The 17,409-nt window shown below is 68.4% G+C and carries 16 protein-coding genes and 1 pseudogene; 11 read left to right on the top strand and 6 right to left on the bottom strand.

What is annotated here, in order from left to right; translation table 11 throughout:
* Window positions 1-42 precede the first annotated feature (42 nt).
* From IV113_RS21005 to IV113_RS21015, 3 genes are read right to left on the bottom strand one after another with little or no spacing between them, the layout of a single operon-like run.
* Complete coding sequence (locus IV113_RS21005; RefSeq protein ID WP_291089046.1) at window positions 43-1,089, bottom strand: XdhC family protein; 1,047 nt, start codon at window positions 1,087-1,089, stop codon at window positions 43-45.
* 7 nt (window positions 1,090-1,096) lie between these two features.
* On the bottom strand, window positions 1,097-3,340 hold the full coding sequence (locus IV113_RS21010) for a xanthine dehydrogenase family protein molybdopterin-binding subunit (protein WP_291089048.1): 2,244 nt from the start codon (window positions 3,338-3,340) through the stop codon (window positions 1,097-1,099).
* Window positions 3,341-3,350: 10 nt separating this feature from the next.
* Window positions 3,351-3,824, bottom strand: a complete 474-nt coding sequence (locus IV113_RS21015; RefSeq protein WP_291089051.1) for a (2Fe-2S)-binding protein — start codon at window positions 3,822-3,824, stop codon at window positions 3,351-3,353.
* 229 nt (window positions 3,825-4,053) lie between these two features.
* On the opposite strand from IV113_RS21015, the gene IV113_RS21020 reads away from it, so the two are divergent.
* Window positions 4,054-4,962, top strand: a complete 909-nt coding sequence (locus IV113_RS21020; RefSeq protein ID WP_291089053.1) for an AraC family transcriptional regulator — start codon at window positions 4,054-4,056, stop codon at window positions 4,960-4,962.
* 9 nt (window positions 4,963-4,971) lie between these two features.
* On the top strand, window positions 4,972-5,610 hold the full coding sequence (locus IV113_RS21025) for an MBL fold metallo-hydrolase (protein WP_291089055.1): 639 nt from the start codon (window positions 4,972-4,974) through the stop codon (window positions 5,608-5,610).
* Window positions 5,611-5,619: 9 nt separating this feature from the next.
* Here the strand turns inward: IV113_RS21025 and dprA are convergent, their stop codons facing one another.
* Both dprA and IV113_RS21035 read right to left on the bottom strand, forming a co-directional pair.
* Window positions 5,620-6,723 carry a DNA-processing protein DprA gene (gene dprA / locus IV113_RS21030; protein WP_291089058.1) on the bottom strand — a complete coding sequence of 368 codons (1,104 nt, stop codon included), beginning with the start codon at window positions 6,721-6,723 and terminating at the stop codon, window positions 5,620-5,622.
* Between the two features lie 5 nt (window positions 6,724-6,728).
* Window positions 6,729-7,913 carry a LysM domain-containing protein gene (locus IV113_RS21035; protein WP_291089061.1) on the bottom strand — a complete coding sequence of 395 codons (1,185 nt, stop codon included), beginning with the start codon at window positions 7,911-7,913 and terminating at the stop codon, window positions 6,729-6,731.
* A 339-nt stretch (window positions 7,914-8,252) separates the two neighbouring features.
* On the opposite strand from IV113_RS21035, the gene def reads away from it, so the two are divergent.
* From def to IV113_RS21060, 5 genes are read left to right on the top strand one after another with little or no spacing between them, the layout of a single operon-like run.
* Window positions 8,253-8,774 carry a peptide deformylase gene (gene def / locus IV113_RS21040; RefSeq protein ID WP_291089064.1) on the top strand — a complete coding sequence of 174 codons (522 nt, stop codon included), beginning with the start codon at window positions 8,253-8,255 and terminating at the stop codon, window positions 8,772-8,774.
* Entirely contained in the window at window positions 8,771-9,271 is a 501-nt protein-coding gene (locus IV113_RS21045) for a hypothetical protein (RefSeq protein ID WP_291089067.1), read from the top strand. Before def ends, IV113_RS21045 begins: the two co-directional genes overlap by 4 nt.
* Window positions 9,272-9,322: 51 nt before the next feature.
* The gene (gene fmt / locus IV113_RS21050) at window positions 9,323-10,303 is read left to right on the top strand and encodes a methionyl-tRNA formyltransferase (RefSeq protein ID WP_291089070.1); all 981 of its coding nucleotides are present in this window, start codon (window positions 9,323-9,325) and stop codon (window positions 10,301-10,303) included.
* Window positions 10,303-11,046, top strand: coding sequence for an AzlC family ABC transporter permease (locus tag IV113_RS21055; RefSeq protein ID WP_291089073.1), 744 nt, complete (start codon window positions 10,303-10,305; stop codon window positions 11,044-11,046). Before fmt ends, IV113_RS21055 begins: the two co-directional genes overlap by 1 nt.
* Window positions 11,039-11,374 carry an AzlD domain-containing protein gene (locus tag IV113_RS21060; protein WP_291089088.1) on the top strand — a complete coding sequence of 112 codons (336 nt, stop codon included), beginning with the start codon at window positions 11,039-11,041 and terminating at the stop codon, window positions 11,372-11,374. Before IV113_RS21055 ends, IV113_RS21060 begins: the two co-directional genes overlap by 8 nt.
* Window positions 11,375-11,518: 144 nt before the next feature.
* Here the strand turns inward: IV113_RS21060 and IV113_RS26290 are convergent.
* Window positions 11,519-12,115, bottom strand: a pseudogene (locus tag IV113_RS26290) (phosphatase PAP2 family protein); the annotation flags it as partial.
* A 97-nt stretch (window positions 12,116-12,212) separates the two neighbouring features.
* Between IV113_RS26290 and IV113_RS21070 the strand changes: the two are divergent.
* From IV113_RS21070 to IV113_RS21085, 4 genes are all read left to right on the top strand, one after another.
* Window positions 12,213-12,917: a response regulator transcription factor gene (locus IV113_RS21070; protein ID WP_291089076.1), complete on the top strand. Its 705-nt coding sequence runs from the start codon at window positions 12,213-12,215 to the stop codon at window positions 12,915-12,917.
* Window positions 12,914-14,266 (top strand): HAMP domain-containing sensor histidine kinase, encoded by a 1,353-nt coding sequence (locus IV113_RS21075; protein WP_291089079.1) that lies wholly within the window; start codon window positions 12,914-12,916, stop codon window positions 14,264-14,266. Before IV113_RS21070 ends, IV113_RS21075 begins: the two co-directional genes overlap by 4 nt.
* A 65-nt stretch (window positions 14,267-14,331) precedes the next feature.
* Window positions 14,332-16,059, top strand: coding sequence for a phosphoethanolamine--lipid A transferase (locus tag IV113_RS21080; protein ID WP_291089082.1), 1,728 nt, complete (start codon window positions 14,332-14,334; stop codon window positions 16,057-16,059).
* Between the two features lie 96 nt (window positions 16,060-16,155).
* Window positions 16,156-17,352 carry a phosphoglycerate kinase gene (locus tag IV113_RS21085; protein WP_291089085.1) on the top strand — a complete coding sequence of 399 codons (1,197 nt, stop codon included), beginning with the start codon at window positions 16,156-16,158 and terminating at the stop codon, window positions 17,350-17,352.
* The last annotated feature ends 57 nt before the right edge of the window (window positions 17,353-17,409 follow it).

Raw genomic sequence — 17,409 nt, forward strand, 5'->3', positions numbered from 1 at the left:
ACGCGCCGATCACGATCGAGTACGACCTCAGCCTGTGAGCTGTCAGACCGCGCAGACAGGCGCCGTGAACGCTTCGTCCACGGGCTGATCGACCCGGGCCTTGCCCGTCGCCACTGGCACCGCGACCGACGGCCCCACGCCGTTCTTCACCGCGACCACCTCCGCCATGATCGAGAGCGCGATCTCGGCCGGGGTCTTGCTGCCGATGTACAGACCGGCCGGCCCGTGCAGCGCTTGCAGTGCGTCCGGCGACAGATCGAAGTGTTCGTGCAACCGTGTCTTGCGCAGTTCGCTGTGGCGGCGCGAGCCGATGGCGCCCACGTAGAAGGCGTCCGACTGCAGCGCGTCGATCAGCGCGAGGTCGTCGAGCTTGGGGTCGTGCGTCACGGCCACCACGGCGGTGCGCGCGTCGGGCTTGAGGCGCAGGATCAGGTCGTCCGGCATCTCGTGGCTGACCACCACGCCATCGAGCTGCCAGCTCGCGCGGTGCTCCTCGCGTGGGTCGCACACGATCACCTCGAAACCCAGGCCCAGCGCCATCTGGCACAGGAAGCGCGAGAGGTCCCCCGCGCCGATCACGATGAGCCGCGCCTGTGGCCCGAGGTGGGTGGTGAGCTGCTGTTCGTTCAGATGCGGCAGGCCGTCGCGCTGGCCTGCATGCAATTCCACCTCGCCGGTGCGCAGGTTGAGCACGCGCTCGGTGCTGCGGCGCTGCAGGCAGGCTTGCAGCAACTCATCCAGTCGGCTGCTCGCGGATACCGGCTCCAGCACCAGTTCCACCGTGCCGCCGCAGGGCAGGCCGAAGCGGTGTGCTTCATCGGCCGAGATGCCGTAGCGCAGCACGGCGGGCGTGTCGGTGGCGCAGGCGGCCTGCACACCGCCTTCGCGGATGCGGTGGATCAGGTCGTCTTCGATGCAGCCGCCCGAGACCGAGCCCACCGTCTCGCCACGGCCGTTGATGGCCATGAGCGAGCCCGGCGGCCGGGGCGATGAGCCCCAGGTGCGCGCCACCGTCACCAGCACCACCGGCAGGCCGGCGCCGTGCCAGCCCACCGCGGTGCGCAGCACGCGGGTGTCGAGGTCTTCCACGGCAGCCTCAGGCGAGCTTGAACGGCAGTTCGCGCAGCGGTTTGCCGGTGAGTTGCGCGAGGGCGTTGGCAAACGCGGGCGCCAGCGGTGGCAGGCCCGGCTCGCCGATGCCGGTGGGCGGATCGGCGCTGGGCACCACGTGCACGTTGATCTCGGGCATGTCGGTGATGCGCGCCACGGTGAAGTCGCCGAAGTTGCTCTGCTCGACCACACCGTCTTTCAACGTGATGGCCGAACCCGGCAGGCACATCGACAGGCCCATGACCGCTGCGCCCTGCACCTGCGTTTCCACGCTCTTCGGGTTGACGGCCAGGTTGCAATGCACGCCGGCGGTGGCGCGGTGCAGCACGGGACTGCCGTCCTTCACCGAGGCCTCGACCACGTAGGCCACGACCGAGCTGAACGACTCGTGCACCGCCACGCCCCAGGCGCGACCGGCCGGCAACTGCTTCTTGCCGTAACCGCTCTTGTCCACGGCGAGCTGCAGCGCGGCGCGGTGGCGCGGGTGCTTGTCGCCGAAGAGGCGCATGCGGTAGGCCACCGGGTCCTGCTTGGTAGCGCGCGCGATGTCGTCGAGCAGGGTCTCCATGACGAAGGCGGTGTGGGTGGAGCCCACGCTGCGCCACCACAGCACCGGCACGTTGACCTTGGGGTGGTGCACGGTGAGGCGCATGGGCAGGCCGTAGGGTTCGCGCATGCCTTCGGTGGCGGTGGCGTCGATGCCGTTCTTGACCATGCCGCCTTCAAAGAAGGTGCCCGTGATGATGGACTGGCCGACCAGCACGTGGTCCCAGGCCAGCACGTTGCCGCGCTCGTCGAACCCGATGCGTGCGCGGTGCAGGTGCATGGGGCGGTAGTAGCCGCCCTTGATGTCGTCCTCGCGGCTCCAGACCATGCGCACCGGCGCGTTGATGCCGGCGGCGCGCGCGGCCTTGGCGATCTCGCAGGCCTCGACCACGTAGTCGCTGCTGGGCAGGCCACGCCGGCCGAAGCCGCCGCCGGCCATCTGCACGTTCATCGTCACCTGCTCGGGCTTGAGACCCAGCACGCGCGCGGCCGCGGCAGCATCCACACCCGGGAACTGGGTGCCGACCCACAGCTCGGCGCGGCCGTCAGACAGTTGCACCGTGCAGTTCAGTGGCTCCATGGGCGCGTGGGCCAGGTAAGGGAAAACGAACTCGGCGTCAATCGTGCGCGGCGCGGTGGCCAGCGGGGCCATGTCGGCGTCAAACGCGCGCGGGCCGGGTTGTTTGGCCAGCTCGCGGTACTGCACCAGCTGGCGCGCGCTGTCGACCTTCTCCACCGCCGAGTCGTCCCAGGTCAGCTTGAGCGCGTCGCGCCCCTGTTTGGCGGGCCAGTAACCGTCGGCGATCACGGCCACGCCTTCGGCGCCACGGTCCAGCGGCACACGCAGCACGGCCTTCACGCCCTTGATGGCGCGCGCTGCGCTGTCGTCCAGGGTTTTCACTTTCGAGCCGAACACCGGCGGGTGCGCGACCAGCGCGGTGAGCTGGCCGGGGCGGCGCACGTCGATGCCGAAGCTCTGTTGTCCGCTGCTCTTGGCGCGCGAGTCCAGCCGCGGAGTGGGGCGGCCGATGATGCGGAAGTCCTTGGGGTCCTTGAGCACGACCTTCTCGGGCACCGGCAGGGCCATTGCGGCCTCGGCCAGTTCGCCGTAGCTGGCCTTGCGCCCGCCGGGGCCGATCACGGTGCCGGCCTGGGTGCGCAGGGTGGACACGTCCACGTTCCAGCGCGCGGCCGCGGCCGACAGCAGCATGGCGCGGGCGCGGGCGCCCAGCTCGCGGTACTGCGTGTAGCTGTGTTTGATGGCGGTGGAGCCACCCGTGAGGTGGATGCCGAACAGCGGGTCGGCGTAGGCGGCGTCGGCCGTGCCGTGCTGGCTGCGCACCTTGCTCCAGTCCGCGTCCAGCTCCTCGGCCAGGATCATGGGCAGGCCGGTCTGAACGCCCTGGCCGAATTCGAGCCGGTTGATGGTGACCATGACCTCGCCGGTGGGCGCGATCCGCACGAAGGCCAGCGGTTGTTCGGTCGGCTTGAGGCCGGCGGCGGGCTGGCCGTTGGCCTGCGCCATGGCCAGGTGGGGGAAGGCGCCCAGCGCAAAGCCGCCGGCGCCGGCCAGCTTCAGGAAACTGCGACGCGGCAGCGAGGTGGGCTCAATGGCCTGGTCGCGCTCGAGCATGTGTTGCAGGGCGCGCGGCAGTTCAACGGGGTTGATGTGGTTGTTGAGCATGGTGTGTCCTTCAAGCGATGGCTTTGGCGGCGTCGGTCACGGCGGCGCGGATGCGGGCATAGGTGCCGCAGCGGCAGACGTTGCCGGCCATGGCCGAGTCGATCTCGGCGGCGGTGGGTTGTTTGCCCTTGGGCAGCGATTTGAGGAAGGCGGTGGCGCTCATGATCTGCCCGCTCTGGCAGTAGCCGCACTGCGCCACGTCGTGTTTCACCCAGGCCGCGTGCACGGCGGTGCCGACGCGGTCATTGCCACCGGTGGCGGCTTCAATGGTGGTGATCTGCTTGCCTTCGGCCGCAGCGATGGGCGTGATGCAGGAGCGGATGGCCTGACCGTCCAGGTGTACCGTGCAGGCGCCACACAGCGCCGCGCCGCAGCCGAACTTGGTGCCGGTCATGCCCAGCGTGTCGCGCAGGGCCCAGAGGATGGGCGTGCCGGGGTCGACGTCGACCGTGTGGGTTTTGCCGTTGACGCTGAGTGTGCTCATGGGGGTCTGTTCTCCGTGGGGTTGGCTTGGATCTGCTGGGGATCTGTGTCGGAAGTGTCGATGCCTGGTGTCGAATGCGTTTGCCGTTTTCGATGCTTGTTTTGCCTTTTTCGATGTTTCTCCGCTCTCAGATGCTTGATTTTGTTGACCGGGTCGTACAGTCCGCGCTGGTGATTTCCCTTGAGAATGCATTTCGTCTCAACGTCAATCGCAACCCTACCCAACCACCATGTCCATTCAAACCCTGGCTTTTGACATCGGAAGGATTGCCCGAATCGATGGCGACCACCCCACCGCCATCCCCCAGCTCTCGCTGCACCGGCGCAGCGTCAAGACCGAGCCCATGCCTTGCATCTACGGCCTTGGGTTGGCGGTGGTTGCGCAAGGCGGCAAGCGGGTGACCGTGGGCGAGCACGTGTTGGACTACGGCGCAGGCCAGTCGCTGCTGATCTCCGCAGACCTGCCCGTGGTGGCGCATGTCACCCGGGCCGACCTCGCCCAGCCGTTTGTGTGCATGTTCCTCACCCTGGATGCGCGGGCCCTGATGCAGCAGGCCGCCGCGATGGACCTGCCGCCCGTGCCCCGCGATGAGGCGCCGCGGGCCATCTCACTGAGCGCACTGGACGCGTCGCTGCTCGACGCAGCGAGTCGCCTCGTTCGGCTGCTGGACGAACCTGCGCTCGTCGCCACCCTGGCGCCCCTGATCCAGCAGGAGATCATGGTGCGGCTGCTGTCCGGCCCGCACGGGCCGTACTTGCGTCAGCTCGTGGCGGCGGGTTCTCCCAGCCACCAGATCGCCCAGGCCATGGCCTGGCTCACGCAGAACTTCGTGCAAGACGTGTTGATGGACGAACTCGCTGCGCGCGTGCACATGAGCCCCTCCACCTTCAGGCTGCACTTTCGCCATTTCACCGGCATGAGTCCACTGCAGTACCAGAAGCAATTGCGCTTGCAGCAGGCGCGACACCTCATGCTCCACCAGGCGCTGGACGCCGGCAGCACCGCGGCGCGCGTGGGCTACGAGAGCGCCTCGCAGTTCAGTCGCGACTACAGCCGCCTGTTTGGCGCACCGCCCCAGCGCGACATCAAGCGCATGCGGCACGAGCCCGGCGAAGGTGTCGGCGTGTCATCGTTCTGACCACCACCCATGCTCCGCTATCTCACCGTGCCGGTCACGGCTTTTGCCCAAAACTGCTCCATCGTCTGGTGCGATGAAACGAAGGACGCGGCCGTCATCGACCCGGGTGGCGACCTGGATCGTTTGCTGGTCGAAGTGAAACGCCTGGGAGTGAACCTGAAGGCGATCTGGCTCACACACGCGCACATCGACCACGCGGGCGGCACCGCCGATCTGGCCGAGCAGCTGGGCCTGCCCATCATCGGCCCGCACCCGGGCGATCAGTTCTGGATCACCGGGCTGCCGCAGCAAGGCGCCATGTTCGGCTTCCCGCCCGCGCGGGCCTTCACGCCCACGCGCTGGCTGGCCGATGGCGACACGGTGCAGATCGGCCACAGCGTCCTGCAGGTGCGCCACTGCCCGGGCCACACGCCGGGGCACGTGGTGTTTCATTCGGCCGAGGCGAAGCGCGCTTTTGTGGGTGACGTGCTGTTTGCCGGCGGCATCGGCCGCACCGATTTCCCGCAGGGCAATCACGCGCAACTGATCAGCAGCATCAGGGAGCGGCTGTGGCCGATGGGTGACGAGACGGTGTTCATCCCGGGCCACGGACCGGAAAGCAGTTTCGGCGCGGAGCGCCGGCACAACCCGCACGTGCGGGACGCCTGAAGCCAGGGTTCAGGCCTGACCCAGCCGCTGGAACAGGCCGCCAGGCAAGCGCCCGACGATGCCGTCGAGCTCCAGCTCGAGCAGGCGGGCTTGCAGGTGCGCGGTGTCCAGCCCGGTGCGGGCTTGAAGCGCGTCCAGGCTGACCGGGTCAAAACCCATCGCATCGAGCAGGCTGTCGGGTCCGTCGCCTTCATCGGCCTCGGCCGGCGTCGCAGACAGGTCGCGCGGGTCGACCATGCGCAGGTCTTCGAGGATGTCCTGCGCCGACTCGACCAGTTTGGCGCCCTGGCGGATGAGCGCATGGCAGCCGCGCGACTGTGGCGCATGGATCGAACCGGGAATGGCGAACACCTCGCGCCCCTGCTCGGCCGCCAGGCGGGCGGTGATCAGCGAGCCCGACTTCAAGGTGGCCTCCACGACCAGCGTGCCTTGGGACAGGCCTGCAATCAAGCGGTTGCGCTGAGGGAAATTGGCGTTGAGCGGTGGCGTCCCCAGTGGGTACTCGCTCACGATGGCGCCGTGCGCGGCGATGCGGTGGGCCAGCGAGAGGTGGCGTCTGGGGTAGACGCGGTCCAGCCCGGTGCCCACCACCGCGATGGTGGGTGCGCCGCCTTCGAGCGCGCCCGTGTGGGCCGCGCCGTCCACACCCAGGGCCAGGCCCGAGACCACACACACGCCAGCCTGCCCCAGCGCGCGCGCAAACTGGTGCGCGTTGGCTTCGCCTTGAGGCGTGGGGTTGCGGCTGCCGACCATGGCCAGGCGCCGCGGATGCGCCAGCACGTCCAGGTCGCCCATCACGTACAGCAACACGGGCGGGTCGGCCATCTGCAGCAGGTCGGGTGGGAAGCGGGGGTCGGCCAGTGTCAACACGTGGCGGTTGGTGCCCTCAGCCAGCCAGGCCAGCACCTGTTCCACCTGGGCATCGAGTTCGTCCGGGGCTTGCTGCAGCGCGTGGGCGGTCTTGGGGCCCACCACGGTCTGCAGGGCGTCAAGAGATTGTGTGAAGACGATCTCAGGCAGGCCGAAGGCGGCCAGCAGCTTGCGGGCTGTTTCTTTGCCCACGCCAGGCGTGAGCAGCAGCCGCAGCCAGGCGGCCAACTCCTGCCGCTGCATCGCCTTTACGGGTTGATGAAGCGGTCGCCGACCTTGACGCGGTCGCTGATCTGCAGCACCAGGGCGTAAGACACCTTGTCAAACGTGCGGAAGACGATCATGAGACCGTTGCGCTCACCGGGCAGGCGCAGCTGGGGGCGCGTCGTGTCCGTGGTGTCGGTGACGAGGTCGCTCTCGCGCTGCAGCGCCAGCACATGGCCGCGCTCCATGCCGTGGTTCTTGCCGCGGTTGATGGTGACCACCTGGTTCTGACCGGCGAAGTTCACCGAGTTGCCGTACACCGAGACGATCTGTCCGGTCTGATTGTTCTGGGGGGCGCGCGGCACGAAGTTGGTCAGCTCGCGCGGTGGCTCGGGCAGCAGGCGGTCGCCGACGCTCATTTCTTCCTTGGCGGCCAGGATGTCGATGGCGGCCGGCACCACTTCGGTCACGGCCTGACCCTTGGGTCCGACGCCCGGGCGGGTGGTTTCGCCACTGACCACGCTGGCTTTGCCGACGTACTGCGCTTCATAGCCCAGGATCTCGTTGGTCGTGGGATCGCGCAGTGGCGTGGCGTTGCGGAACACGCGGTATTGGGTCGAGCGGCCGTCGATCACCGCCAGTGGCTCGGACTCCGGTCCCTCGGCGTACTGGGCACGGGCGTAGGCGCGATCGCCGCGGCTGAGCATCACGCGGTTTTCCTGCGTGGCCACGATGCGTGGCGCCCGCGAGAACGTGGCCTCGTCGACGATCAGAGGCTCGGTCAGGAAGGCCTCGATGGCCTGCAGGTTGACCGGCGGAATGGCGGAGTCGCCCAGGCTGTCGTAACGGGTGCGTGGTGAGACGCGCACGGTTGTCGTGTCACCGCTGCCCGGCTGGCGCGTGGTGAGGCGGGCGCGGCCGTTGGACTTGTCCAGGTAGAGCACCTGCCCGGGGTAGATGCGGTGGGGATTCTGGATGTCGTCGAGGTTCATGCCCCAGAGCTCGGGCCAGCGCCACGGCGTCTTGAGGAAGATGCCGGACACCGCCCACAGGGTGTCGCCGCGCTTGATGGTGTAGCTGTCGGGCGCGTTGGGCGCGAGTTCGGACAGCGGAACGCCGGTCTGGGCCACCTGGGTGGCGGTGGCGCGCTGGCCGGGCGTGATGGGGAAGTTCTGTGCCGACACGGTGCCTGCAAGGGCAGCAGCGATCAGGGCAACGGCGCAAACCACAGGCCGGAGATGGCTGGTGGGGCACGTTTGATGGACGTTGGCAGGCAAGCGGTTCTTCAATGGCATGTGGTGGCCCCTGGGGCGGCGATGGCCGGTTGTCAGCGGGAGTTTCCATGAAACCACAACTGCCCTCCGGGTGGCGCTCGTGTCTTGACAAATCGCATTTGATTTTGCGCCCAAGCCTTTGATTAGGCAATGTTTATGGCGGAGGGCTTTCACGCGTCGTGGCAAAAGTGGCGAAAATGTCGATACCGCATTCCGCTCGTCCCCGGCTTGCCGCCAGCCGTCGCCCGGGTACAGTGGGCGGTTCCTTGCAAGCCCTTCGTTTGACCCGTTTTCATGAACTCGCCGACCCTGCTGCCCATCCTTTGTTACCCCGATCCGCGACTGCACACCGTGGCCCGCCCGGTGAAGGCTGTTGACGATCGCATCCGCACGCTGAGCCAGCACATGCTGGAAACGATGTACGACGCCCACGGCATTGGCCTCGCCGCCACGCAGGTCGATGTGCACGAGCGCCTGATCGTGATCGACGTGAGCGAGACGCGCGACCAGCCCATGGTGCTGATCAACCCGGTGGTCGAATGGGCCAGCCCCGAGACGCGCAAGGGCGAAGAGGGCTGCCTGTCGGTGCCGGGTATCTACGACGGTGTGGAACGCTCGCTGGCGGTGCGCGTGCGGGCCCAGGGCCTGGACGGCGCCGAGCGCACGATCGAAGCCGACGGCATGCTGGCCGTGTGCATCCAGCACGAGATGGATCACCTGCTGGGCAAGGTGTTCGTCGAATACCTCTCGCCGCTCAAGCGCACGCGCATCAAGTCCAAGATGGTCAAGGCCCAACGGGAGGCGATGAAGGCATGAAAGTGTTGAACACGCTCGTGGTCTCGGTGGCCGCCCTGTTGGCTGGCTGTTCGGTGATGCCCGAGCGTGCGGCCCTGGGCGCGCCGCGCGCGGAGATCGAGAAGAACCTGGGCCGCCCCACGATGGTCCACGCGCTGCCCGGGGGCGAAACGCGCCTGCAGTACTCGGGCCAGCCCGCGGGTCAGTGGGTGCACAACCTGGATCTGGGGCCCGATGGCCGCCTGGTGCGCAACGAACAGGTGATGGAGGCACCCTGGCTGCAGCAGCGCATCGAGGTCGGTCGCTGGACGCAGGACGACGTGTTGCGCAACCTGGGCCGCCCGGCGTTGGTGGAGCGCGTGGCGCGCTTTGACGGAGTCGTGTGGACCTACCGTTTTCTGGAAGCCACGCGACCGCGCCAGGTGCACGTGCACCTGGACCCGGCGGGCGTGGTGCGACAGCTCATGTTCAGCGACGAACCGCATTACGACGATGCCGTGGACGCCAGTCACCCCTGAAACCGGTCGTTTGCGGGTGCGGTATTCCGCCCGACCTCAGCTCCTTCAGTCATGAAACTCATCTTTGCCGGCACGCCGGAATTTGCCAGCGTGGCCCTGGCCCGTTTGCTGGCCGCCGGTTTCCGGGTGCCGCTGGTGCTCACGCAGCCCGACCGCCCCGCCGGTCGCGGCATGAAGCTGCAGGCCTCGCCAGTGAAGCAGCGGGCGCTGGAGCACCACATCACCGTGGCGCAGCCGCGCAGCTTGCGGCTGGACGGCAAGTACCCCGACGACGCTGCCGCCGCGCGCGAAGCCATTGAAGCTGCGCAAGCCGATGTGATGGTGGTGGCCGCGTACGGCTTGATCCTGCCGCAGTGGGTGCTCGATGTGCCCCGTTTGGGCTGTCTCAACATCCACGCATCCTTGTTGCCACGCTGGCGAGGCGCAGCCCCCATCCACCGCGCCATCGAAGCCGGTGACACCGAGACCGGCGTGACCATCATGCAGATGGACGCCGGACTGGACACGGGCGACATGCTGCTGGTGGAGCGCCTGCCGATCCGCGGTACCGAGACCACCGGCAGCCTGCACGACCGCCTTGCCGTGCTCGGTGGGCGTCTGATCGTCGAGGCGCTGGAGATCGCGGCCTGCGGGGGGTTGACCGGGCAGAAGCAACCGGCCGAGGGCGTGACCTACGCGCACAAGATCGACAAGGCGGAGGCCGCGCTTGACTGGACCGCGCCGGCCGACAGCCTCGCGCGGCGGGTGCGTGCCTTCAACCCCTTTCCCGGTGCGGCCACCGCGCTGGCTGGCGAGGCCATCAAGGTGTGGGCGGCCCACGCCGACGACACGGCAGCGGGCGGCGAGCCCGGCGGGGTGCTGGCGGCCGACGCCCACGGCATTCGCGTGGCCACCAGCGCCGGCGTGCTGGTGCTCACCGAGCTGCAGCGCGCGGGCGGCAAGCGCCTGCCGGTGGCGGATTTTCTGCGCGGCTTTCCGCTGGCGCGAGGACAGGTGCTGGATGCCGCGCCCTCGTCGAAAGCGGGCGCCTGATGTTCCATCGACGTGCCTACCGCAAGCGCCCCGAGTACTGGGAAGGCGCGCGCGACCAGGTGTCGGTGGCCATGGGCATCGGCGCGTGGGGCTTGATGACCGGTGTGGCCATGGTGCAGTCGGGCCTGTCACCGCTGGAAGCCGTGCTCATGACGCTCATCGTCTACGCCGGCAGCGCGCAACTGGCGGCCGTGCCCATGATCGCCGCCGGTGCGCCGCTGTGGGTGATCCTCGCGGCGGCCTTCTGCGTGAACCTGCGCTTCGTTGTTTTCTCCGCCCACCTTCGGCCCTACCTCATGCACCTGCCGCGCTGGGAGCGCCTGGTCCGCGGCTACATCACCGGCGACCTGAGCTACGTGTTTTTTGCGCGCCGCTTCCCACACCCGGGCACCACGCTCGACGAGCTGGAGCGTCAGCAGGCCTACCTCATGGGCAACTGCGCGGTGAACTACGTGGCCTGGATGGGCGCGAGCCTGGCCGGCATTGCGTTGACCAACGTGATTCCCGTGGAATGGGGCCTGGGCTTCGCGGGCATCCTGGCGCTGTTGGGCGTGCTGTGCTCACTGGCCTCGTCGAGGCTTCGCATGGTCTCGGCGGGGGTGGCCGGTGCTGCGGCCGTGGCGGCGTGGGCATTGCCACTCAAGCTCAACATCCTGGTCGCGATCGCCAGCGCGGTGGCGATCTGCCTGGTGCTTGAAAAGCTCAGGCCTCCCGTGCCGGGACAGGGCGTGCACCATGTTTGATGTCGATCCCTGGACGCTGCTCACCATCGTGCTGCTCGGCTGCATCACGGTCATCACACGCGGCTTCTTCTTCATCTCCAGCAAGCCCTGGAGTCTGCCGCACTGGGCGCAACGCGGTCTGCAGTACGCCCCGATCGCGGCGCTGGCGGCGGTCGTCATTCCGGAGATCGTCATGAGCCAGGGCGCGCTCATTGCCACCTGGAAAGACGCACGGCTGTTCGCTGCGGCAGCCGGCATGGCGTGGTTCTTCTGGAAGCGCGGTGTGCTCGGCACCATCGTCTGCGGCATGGCCGTGTACCTGCCGCTGCGGCTCGCACTTGGCTGGTGAAAGAATGGCCCCCACGCTCCGCCGCTGCGCGGGTCGCTGCCCCCCGAGGGGGTTGATCCGCCTTGGGGCGGCCCGGCGTCGGATCGTTTCCACCACGTACCAGCCCGTCAGCGATACCGCAGCGCAGATCAGCAACGTCCACAGCGTGTGACTGGGGAAATGCGCGCCGCGCACGGTCTGCACCGCGCCCGCGAGCAGTCCGGTGAACAGCGCAGCGGCGAGCCAGCGCTGGCCGATCACACGGCGGCGTGCGGCAGCGCCCGGGGGCGCCTGCAACCAGGGCAGGCACAGGGCCACAAACGCAAAACCGCTGGAGGCATGACCGCCTGGAAAACAGCGCCCGGGGCCGCCGTCGGCCTGGCCCCAGGCCCAGTGCGACACGTGGTCCGCGATTCCGCCGAATGCCCGCAGGTCCCAGGGGCAACTGGTCTGGCTGGCGTTTTTGATCAGGTTGACCGATAGCAGCGACAGGCTGACCAGCGCCACGACGAGCCAGCGCTCGCGCCGCGGCATGCGCAGCCCCGGCCACAGCGCCCAGGCGCACAGCAGCAGCCAGGCGCCGGTCATCGCGTGGCGCAGGCCGTCGTGCAGCACCACCGTCAACAGCGTCGAGTCGCGCAAACTGAAACCCTGTGGCGTGCCGATCGCCTGCATCAACGCCAGGTCCAGCCCCGATGCGTCCCAGAGCAGGGTGAGGGCGAACAGGGCGAACAGCCAGTCGGTGGGGCGCGAGCGGTGCATGGGCCCGACTCTCGCCCGTCAGGGTTAAGTGCGGCTTAAGCGGCATACCCATAATGAAGTGCTTCCTCAACCAACGGACGCAACGTCCCCTTCGTCAATGCGCGCACTCGTGGTGGAAGACGATCCCGGCATCGCCAGTGGCCTGCAGGCCTCGCTCAGGCAGGCGGGCTATGCGGTGGACCTGTGCGGCACGCTCGACGCAGCCTGGCACGCGCTGTCGATGGAGCCCTTCGACGTGCTGGTCCTCGACCTCGGCCTGCCCGATGGTGATGGCCTGGACCTGCTCGCCCGCCTGCGCCGCCAGCCCGCACCGGTGGCCGGGCGGGCAGCGATGCCGCGCAACGACATGCCGGTGCTGATCATGACCGCGCGCGACGGTGTGAGCGACCGCATCAGCGGGCTGGACAGCGGCGCCGACGACTACATCGTCAAACCCTTCGACGCCAACGAAGTGCTGGCCCGGCTGCGCGCCATGCTGCGCCGCGCGGTGGGGCGCAGCAGTCCGGTGATCGCACACGGTGATCTCGTGGTGGACCCGGCAACCCACACGGTGCTGCGCGCCGGTGAAGCGGTGCCCCTGGGTGGCAAGGAGTTCGCGCTGTTGATGACGCTGCTGCAGGCGCGTCCGCAGGTGCTGTCCAAGTCGCGGCTGGAGTCGTCGTTGTACGGTTTCGGTGAAGCGCTGGAGAGCAACGCGATCGAGGTGCACATCCACCACCTGCGGCGCAAGCTCGGCGAGTCGCTCATCAAGACGGTGCGTGGCGTGGGCTACTTTGTGCCGCAACAGGACCCTCCCGCATGACGGACGCTGCGTCTCCCGCGCGCCTGCCCACGCTGTGGCGCTACCTGTGGAGTTGGGTGGTGGGCGCTCTGCTGGTGGTGTGGACCACGTTGCTGCTGGTGGCCTGGTACACCGGCCACCACGAAGCCGAAGAGATCACCGACGGGCAGTTGGAGGCGGTGGCGCGGCTGTGGATGTCGGTGGAGCCGGACCAGACCCTGTCCACCCCCGAGCCGATCTCGTCAAGCCGCACGCGCGCCTATGTGCAGGACGTGGCCGTGCTGCATTGGGTCGAAGGCCAGCTGTTCACCGACACCCACAGTCTGGCCAGCAGCCTCGGCCTGACCCAACCGCCCGCCCCGGGTTTCACCAACCGGGTGCAGTCCACCAGCAGCGCGGAGGTGCACTGGCGCGTGTACGCGTTGGCGGGCCAGGGCGAGCACGCTGCCGACGTCGTGGCTGTGTTGATGGACGTGGATCACCGGGTGGATCTCGGGCGCGACATGGCGCTCAAGCTCGCGCGGCCGGCCCTGCTGGTGCTGCCCCTGGTGGCGCTGCTGCTGTGGTGGGCGCTGCGCCGCGGGCTGCGCCCGCTGGTGCGTCTCTCGCGCGATGTGGCCGCGCTCGATGGTCTGGCCGGGCAGCGGCTGGACACCGCGCACCGCTTCCACGAGTTCTCCAGCACCGTGCATGCCATCAACACGCTGGTGGATTCGTTGCAGACACAGGCGCGGCGCGAGCGCGAGTTCGCCTCCGACGTGGCGCACGAGCTGCGCACGCCCCTGGCCGCGCTGTCCTTGCAGGCAAGCGCCGCGCTGCACGCTCCCTCGCCCGAGCGGCTGGCGCAGCTGGAGGTCAATGCCCTGCGGGCCGGCCACATCCTGTCGCAGCTGCTGGAGCTGGCTCGAGCGCAGCGCGACGGTTCGGGCCTTGAGGCCTGGAAGGACGTGGCGTTGGGCGATGTTGCCGCCGGGTTGATCGCCTCTCACGCACAGGAAGGTTTCGCGCGCGGCCACGAGTTGTCGCTGGAGCAGCCTGCGGTGCCGGTGGTTTTGCATGTGCAGCCCATGCTGCTGGAACTGGCCCTGCGCAACCTGATCGAAAACGCCTTGCGCCACACGCCGTCTGGCACGCAGGTGGTGGTGGAGGTCTGGCAGACCGAACGTGAAGCCGGCGTGTCGGTCAGCGACGACGGTCAGCGGCCCGAGGCGCCACCGTCCATGCAGGCGCAAGCCTCCTCGGGTCTGGGCCTCGGTCTGCGGCTGGTGGAGCGCATCGCCGAGCAGCTGGGCGGCACACTGCAGCGCGACACCGGTGAAGCACCCATGACCACGCGCTTCACATTGCGCTGGTTGCGCCCGGCGCCATAAGGTTCATTTAACGCGCGAACGCGAAGCTGGTGGGGTCGGCATGTGCCGGCGTCATCGCTTTGCCCATGCCTTCACATCCTGCTCTGGGGTCACCCGTTGCCCCGCCCACGGCGCGCCCGACCTGGCGGCCCGTTCACGCCGTGTGGCTGTTGTCGTTGTGGCTGGCCGTGGCGGGCAACCTGCCGCTGTGGCTGCGCGTGTACGACCTGGCCGGCACGCCCGCGCAGCGCGTGGCGCTGTTCGGCGGTTTCGGGATGGTGGTGCTCGGCATCACGGCTGCGCTGCTCTCGCTGCTGGCGTGGCCGCGTGTGTTCCGCCCGGTGGCCACCGCGCTGGTGCTGGTGAGCGCCTTCAACACCCACTTCATGCGGCAGTACGGCTCGGTGATCGACCCGACCATGCTCGCCAACGTGGTGCAGACCGATGTGCGGGAAGTGCGCGACCTGATGTCGTGGACCCTGCCGCTCACCGTGCTGCTGGTGGCGGGTCTGCCCCTGTGGGTGATCTGGCGCCGGCCACTGGCCCTGCGCGGCTGGCTGCCGCAGACCGGGCGCAACGCGCTGGGCGCGCTCATCGGTGTGGTGGCGGTGGTGGCCGCCACCCTGCTCACCTACCAGGACCTGGCCTCGCTCATGCGCAACCACAAGGAACTGCGCTACATGGTCAACCCGGTCAACACCGTGTACGCCGCCAGCCGCCTGGCCATGGACCAGTTGCCCCGACAAGTGCAGGCCCTCAAGCCCGTGGGCGAAGACGCCCAGCTTGGCGCGAGTTACGCGGGGCAGAGCCAGCCGCCGCTGTTGATGGTGGTGGTGGGTGAGACCGCGCGTGCGCAGAACTTCGGTCTGAACGGATACGCCCGCAACACCACACCCGCGCTCGCCCGCTGGCAGGCAGAGGAAGGCCTGGTCAATTTCAGCCAGGTGCAATCGTGCGGCACCAACACCAAGGTCTCGGTGCCCTGCATGTTTTCACCGCTCACCCGCACCCAGGGCGGCGACCAGACGCCCGAGCATGAGAACCTGCTCGACGTGCTGCAGCGCGCCGGTCTGGCCGTGCTGTGGATCGACAACCAGGCCGGCTGCAAGGGCGTGTGCGCCCGCGTGCCCAACGCCAGCGCTCTCGACCTCAAGATCCCCGGCCTGTGCGACGGCGGTGAGTGCCTCGACCCCGCCATGCTCGACGGCCTGGACGAGCGCATCGCTGCGCTCGATCCGGTGCGCCGAGCGCGTGGCGTGGTGCTGGTGATGCACCAGATGGGCAGCCATGGCCCGGCGTATTCGCACCGCGCCAGCGTGGACCGCAAGCCCTTCCTGCCCGAGTGCACCAGCACCACGCTCTCGGACTGCCCACCCGAACAACTGGTCAATGCTTACGACAACTCCATCGCCTACACCGACCACTTCCTCGACCTGTCGCTGCAATGGCTCAAGGCGCGGGAGCAGCGCGGCGCCTTCCAGACCGGCCTGATCTACCTGTCCGACCATGGCGAGTCGCTGGGTGAAAACGGCCTGTACCTGCACGGCGTGCCGTACGCGCTGGCACCACAGCAGCAGACCCATGTGCCCATGGTGGCCTGGCTTTCACCAGGCCTGCAGCAGCGCAGCGGCGTGGGTGTCGAATGCCTGCGAGCCCAGGCCGACATGCCGATCTCGCACGACCACCTGTTTCACACGGTGCTGGGTCTGATGGATGTGCAGACGCGGGCGCACGACCTGGCGCTCGACATGCTCGCGCCGTGCGCTGCGGCGTACGCCCGTACCAATGAAGCTCTGCGTGGTCCAGCCAGCTGAGTGGCGGGTCGTGCGAGGGTTTGTGGCGGTTCGCACGGCACGGGGCCTTTCTACAATGCGTGGGTTTGTCCTTTACCCACCCACCTGCACAGCACCATGTCCTTCATCCGCTTTTCCGATCTCTGCTCCAGTGGCCAGGCCAAAGGCCAGCGCGTGTTCATCCGGGCCGACCTCAACGTGCCGCAGGACGACGCGGGGCACATCACCGAGGACACCCGCATCCGCGCGAGCATCCCGGCCATCCAGATGGCGCTGGACGCGGGTGCGGCGGTCATGGTGACCAGCCACCTGGGCCGCCCCACCGAAGGCGCGTTCAAACCCGAAGACTCGCTGCAGCCCGTGGCCGCGCGGCTGGGCGAGCTGATGGACCGCCCGGTGCGCCTGGTGGCCAACTGGGTCGATGGCGATTTTTCCGTGAGCCCCGGTGAAGTCGTGCTGCTGGAGAACTGCCGCCTCAACGTGGGCGAAAAGAAGAACAGCCCCGAACTCGCGAAGAAACTCGGCGCCCTGTGCGACATCTTCGTGCACGACGCGTTCGGCACCTCGCACCGCGCCGAGGGCACGACCTACGGCATCGCCGAGACCGCACCCATTGCTTGCGCCGGCCCGCTCCTGGCCGCCGAGATGGACGCCATCGCCGCCGCGCTGCTCGCGCCCAAGCGCCCGCTGGTGGCCATCGTGGCGGGCAGCAAGGTCAGCACCAAGCTCACCATCCTGAAGAGCCTGGCCAACAACGTGGATCAGCTCATCGTGGGCGGCGGCATCGCCAACACCTTCATGCTCGCCGCGGGTCTGAAAATCGGCAAGAGCCTGGCCGAGGCCGATCTGGTGAGCGAAGCGAGGGCGGTGATCGAAGCCATGAAGGCGCGCGGCGCCGAGGTGCCGATCCCCACCGACGTGGTGACGGCCAAGGCCTTCAGCGCCGATGCGGTGGCCACGGTGAAGAAGGCCACCGAGGTGGACGACGACGACCTGATCCTGGACATCGGCCCTGAGACCGCCGCGAAGCTGGCCGCGCAGTTGATGCAGGCCGGCACCATCGTGTGGAACGGTCCGGTCGGCGTGTTCGAGTTCGCGGCGTTCGAGAACGGCACCAAGGTGATTGCAGAGGCCATCGCCAAGAGCAGCGCCTTCAGCATCGCGGGCGGTGGCGACACGCTGGCGGCCATTGCCAAGTACGGCATCGAGAAGGACGTGGGCTACATCTCCACCGGCGGCGGAGCGTTCCTGGAAGTGCTGGAAGGCAAGACCTTGCCGGCGTTCGAGGTGCTCGCGCGCCGCGCCAAGGGCTGAACGAGCCCCCACGCTCCGCCGCTGCGCGGGTCGCTGCCCCCCGAGGGGGCTGATCCG

It is taken from the genome of Hydrogenophaga sp. (assembly GCF_018780385.1).
GTDB lineage: Bacteria > Pseudomonadota > Gammaproteobacteria > Burkholderiales > Burkholderiaceae_C > Hydrogenophaga.

Excerpts from the sequence above, each read along its gene's own strand:
- IV113_RS21025 (WP_291089055.1), top strand. The coding sequence starts at position 4,972 with ATGCTCCGCTATCTCACCGTGCCGGTCACGGCTTTTGCCCAAAACTGC.
- IV113_RS21045 (WP_291089067.1), top strand. The coding sequence starts at position 8,771 with ATGAAAGTGTTGAACACGCTCGTGGTCTCGGTGGCCGCCCTGTTGGCT.
- dprA (WP_291089058.1), bottom strand. The coding sequence starts at position 6,723 with ATGCAGCGGCAGGAGTTGGCCGCCTGGCTGCGGCTGCTGCTCACGCCT.
- IV113_RS21070 (WP_291089076.1), top strand. The coding sequence starts at position 12,213 with ATGCGCGCACTCGTGGTGGAAGACGATCCCGGCATCGCCAGTGGCCTG.
- IV113_RS21075 (WP_291089079.1), top strand. The coding sequence starts at position 12,914 with ATGACGGACGCTGCGTCTCCCGCGCGCCTGCCCACGCTGTGGCGCTAC.
- IV113_RS21055 (WP_291089073.1), top strand. The coding sequence starts at position 10,303 with ATGTTCCATCGACGTGCCTACCGCAAGCGCCCCGAGTACTGGGAAGGC.
- def (WP_291089064.1), top strand. The coding sequence starts at position 8,253 with ATGAACTCGCCGACCCTGCTGCCCATCCTTTGTTACCCCGATCCGCGA.
- IV113_RS21060 (WP_291089088.1), top strand. The coding sequence starts at position 11,039 with ATGTTTGATGTCGATCCCTGGACGCTGCTCACCATCGTGCTGCTCGGC.
- IV113_RS21015 (WP_291089051.1), bottom strand. The coding sequence starts at position 3,824 with ATGAGCACACTCAGCGTCAACGGCAAAACCCACACGGTCGACGTCGAC.
- IV113_RS21080 (WP_291089082.1), top strand. The coding sequence starts at position 14,332 with ATGCCTTCACATCCTGCTCTGGGGTCACCCGTTGCCCCGCCCACGGCG.
- IV113_RS21085 (WP_291089085.1), top strand. The coding sequence starts at position 16,156 with ATGTCCTTCATCCGCTTTTCCGATCTCTGCTCCAGTGGCCAGGCCAAA.
- IV113_RS21010 (WP_291089048.1), bottom strand. The coding sequence starts at position 3,340 with ATGCTCAACAACCACATCAACCCCGTTGAACTGCCGCGCGCCCTGCAA.
- fmt (WP_291089070.1), top strand. The coding sequence starts at position 9,323 with ATGAAACTCATCTTTGCCGGCACGCCGGAATTTGCCAGCGTGGCCCTG.
- IV113_RS21020 (WP_291089053.1), top strand. The coding sequence starts at position 4,054 with ATGTCCATTCAAACCCTGGCTTTTGACATCGGAAGGATTGCCCGAATC.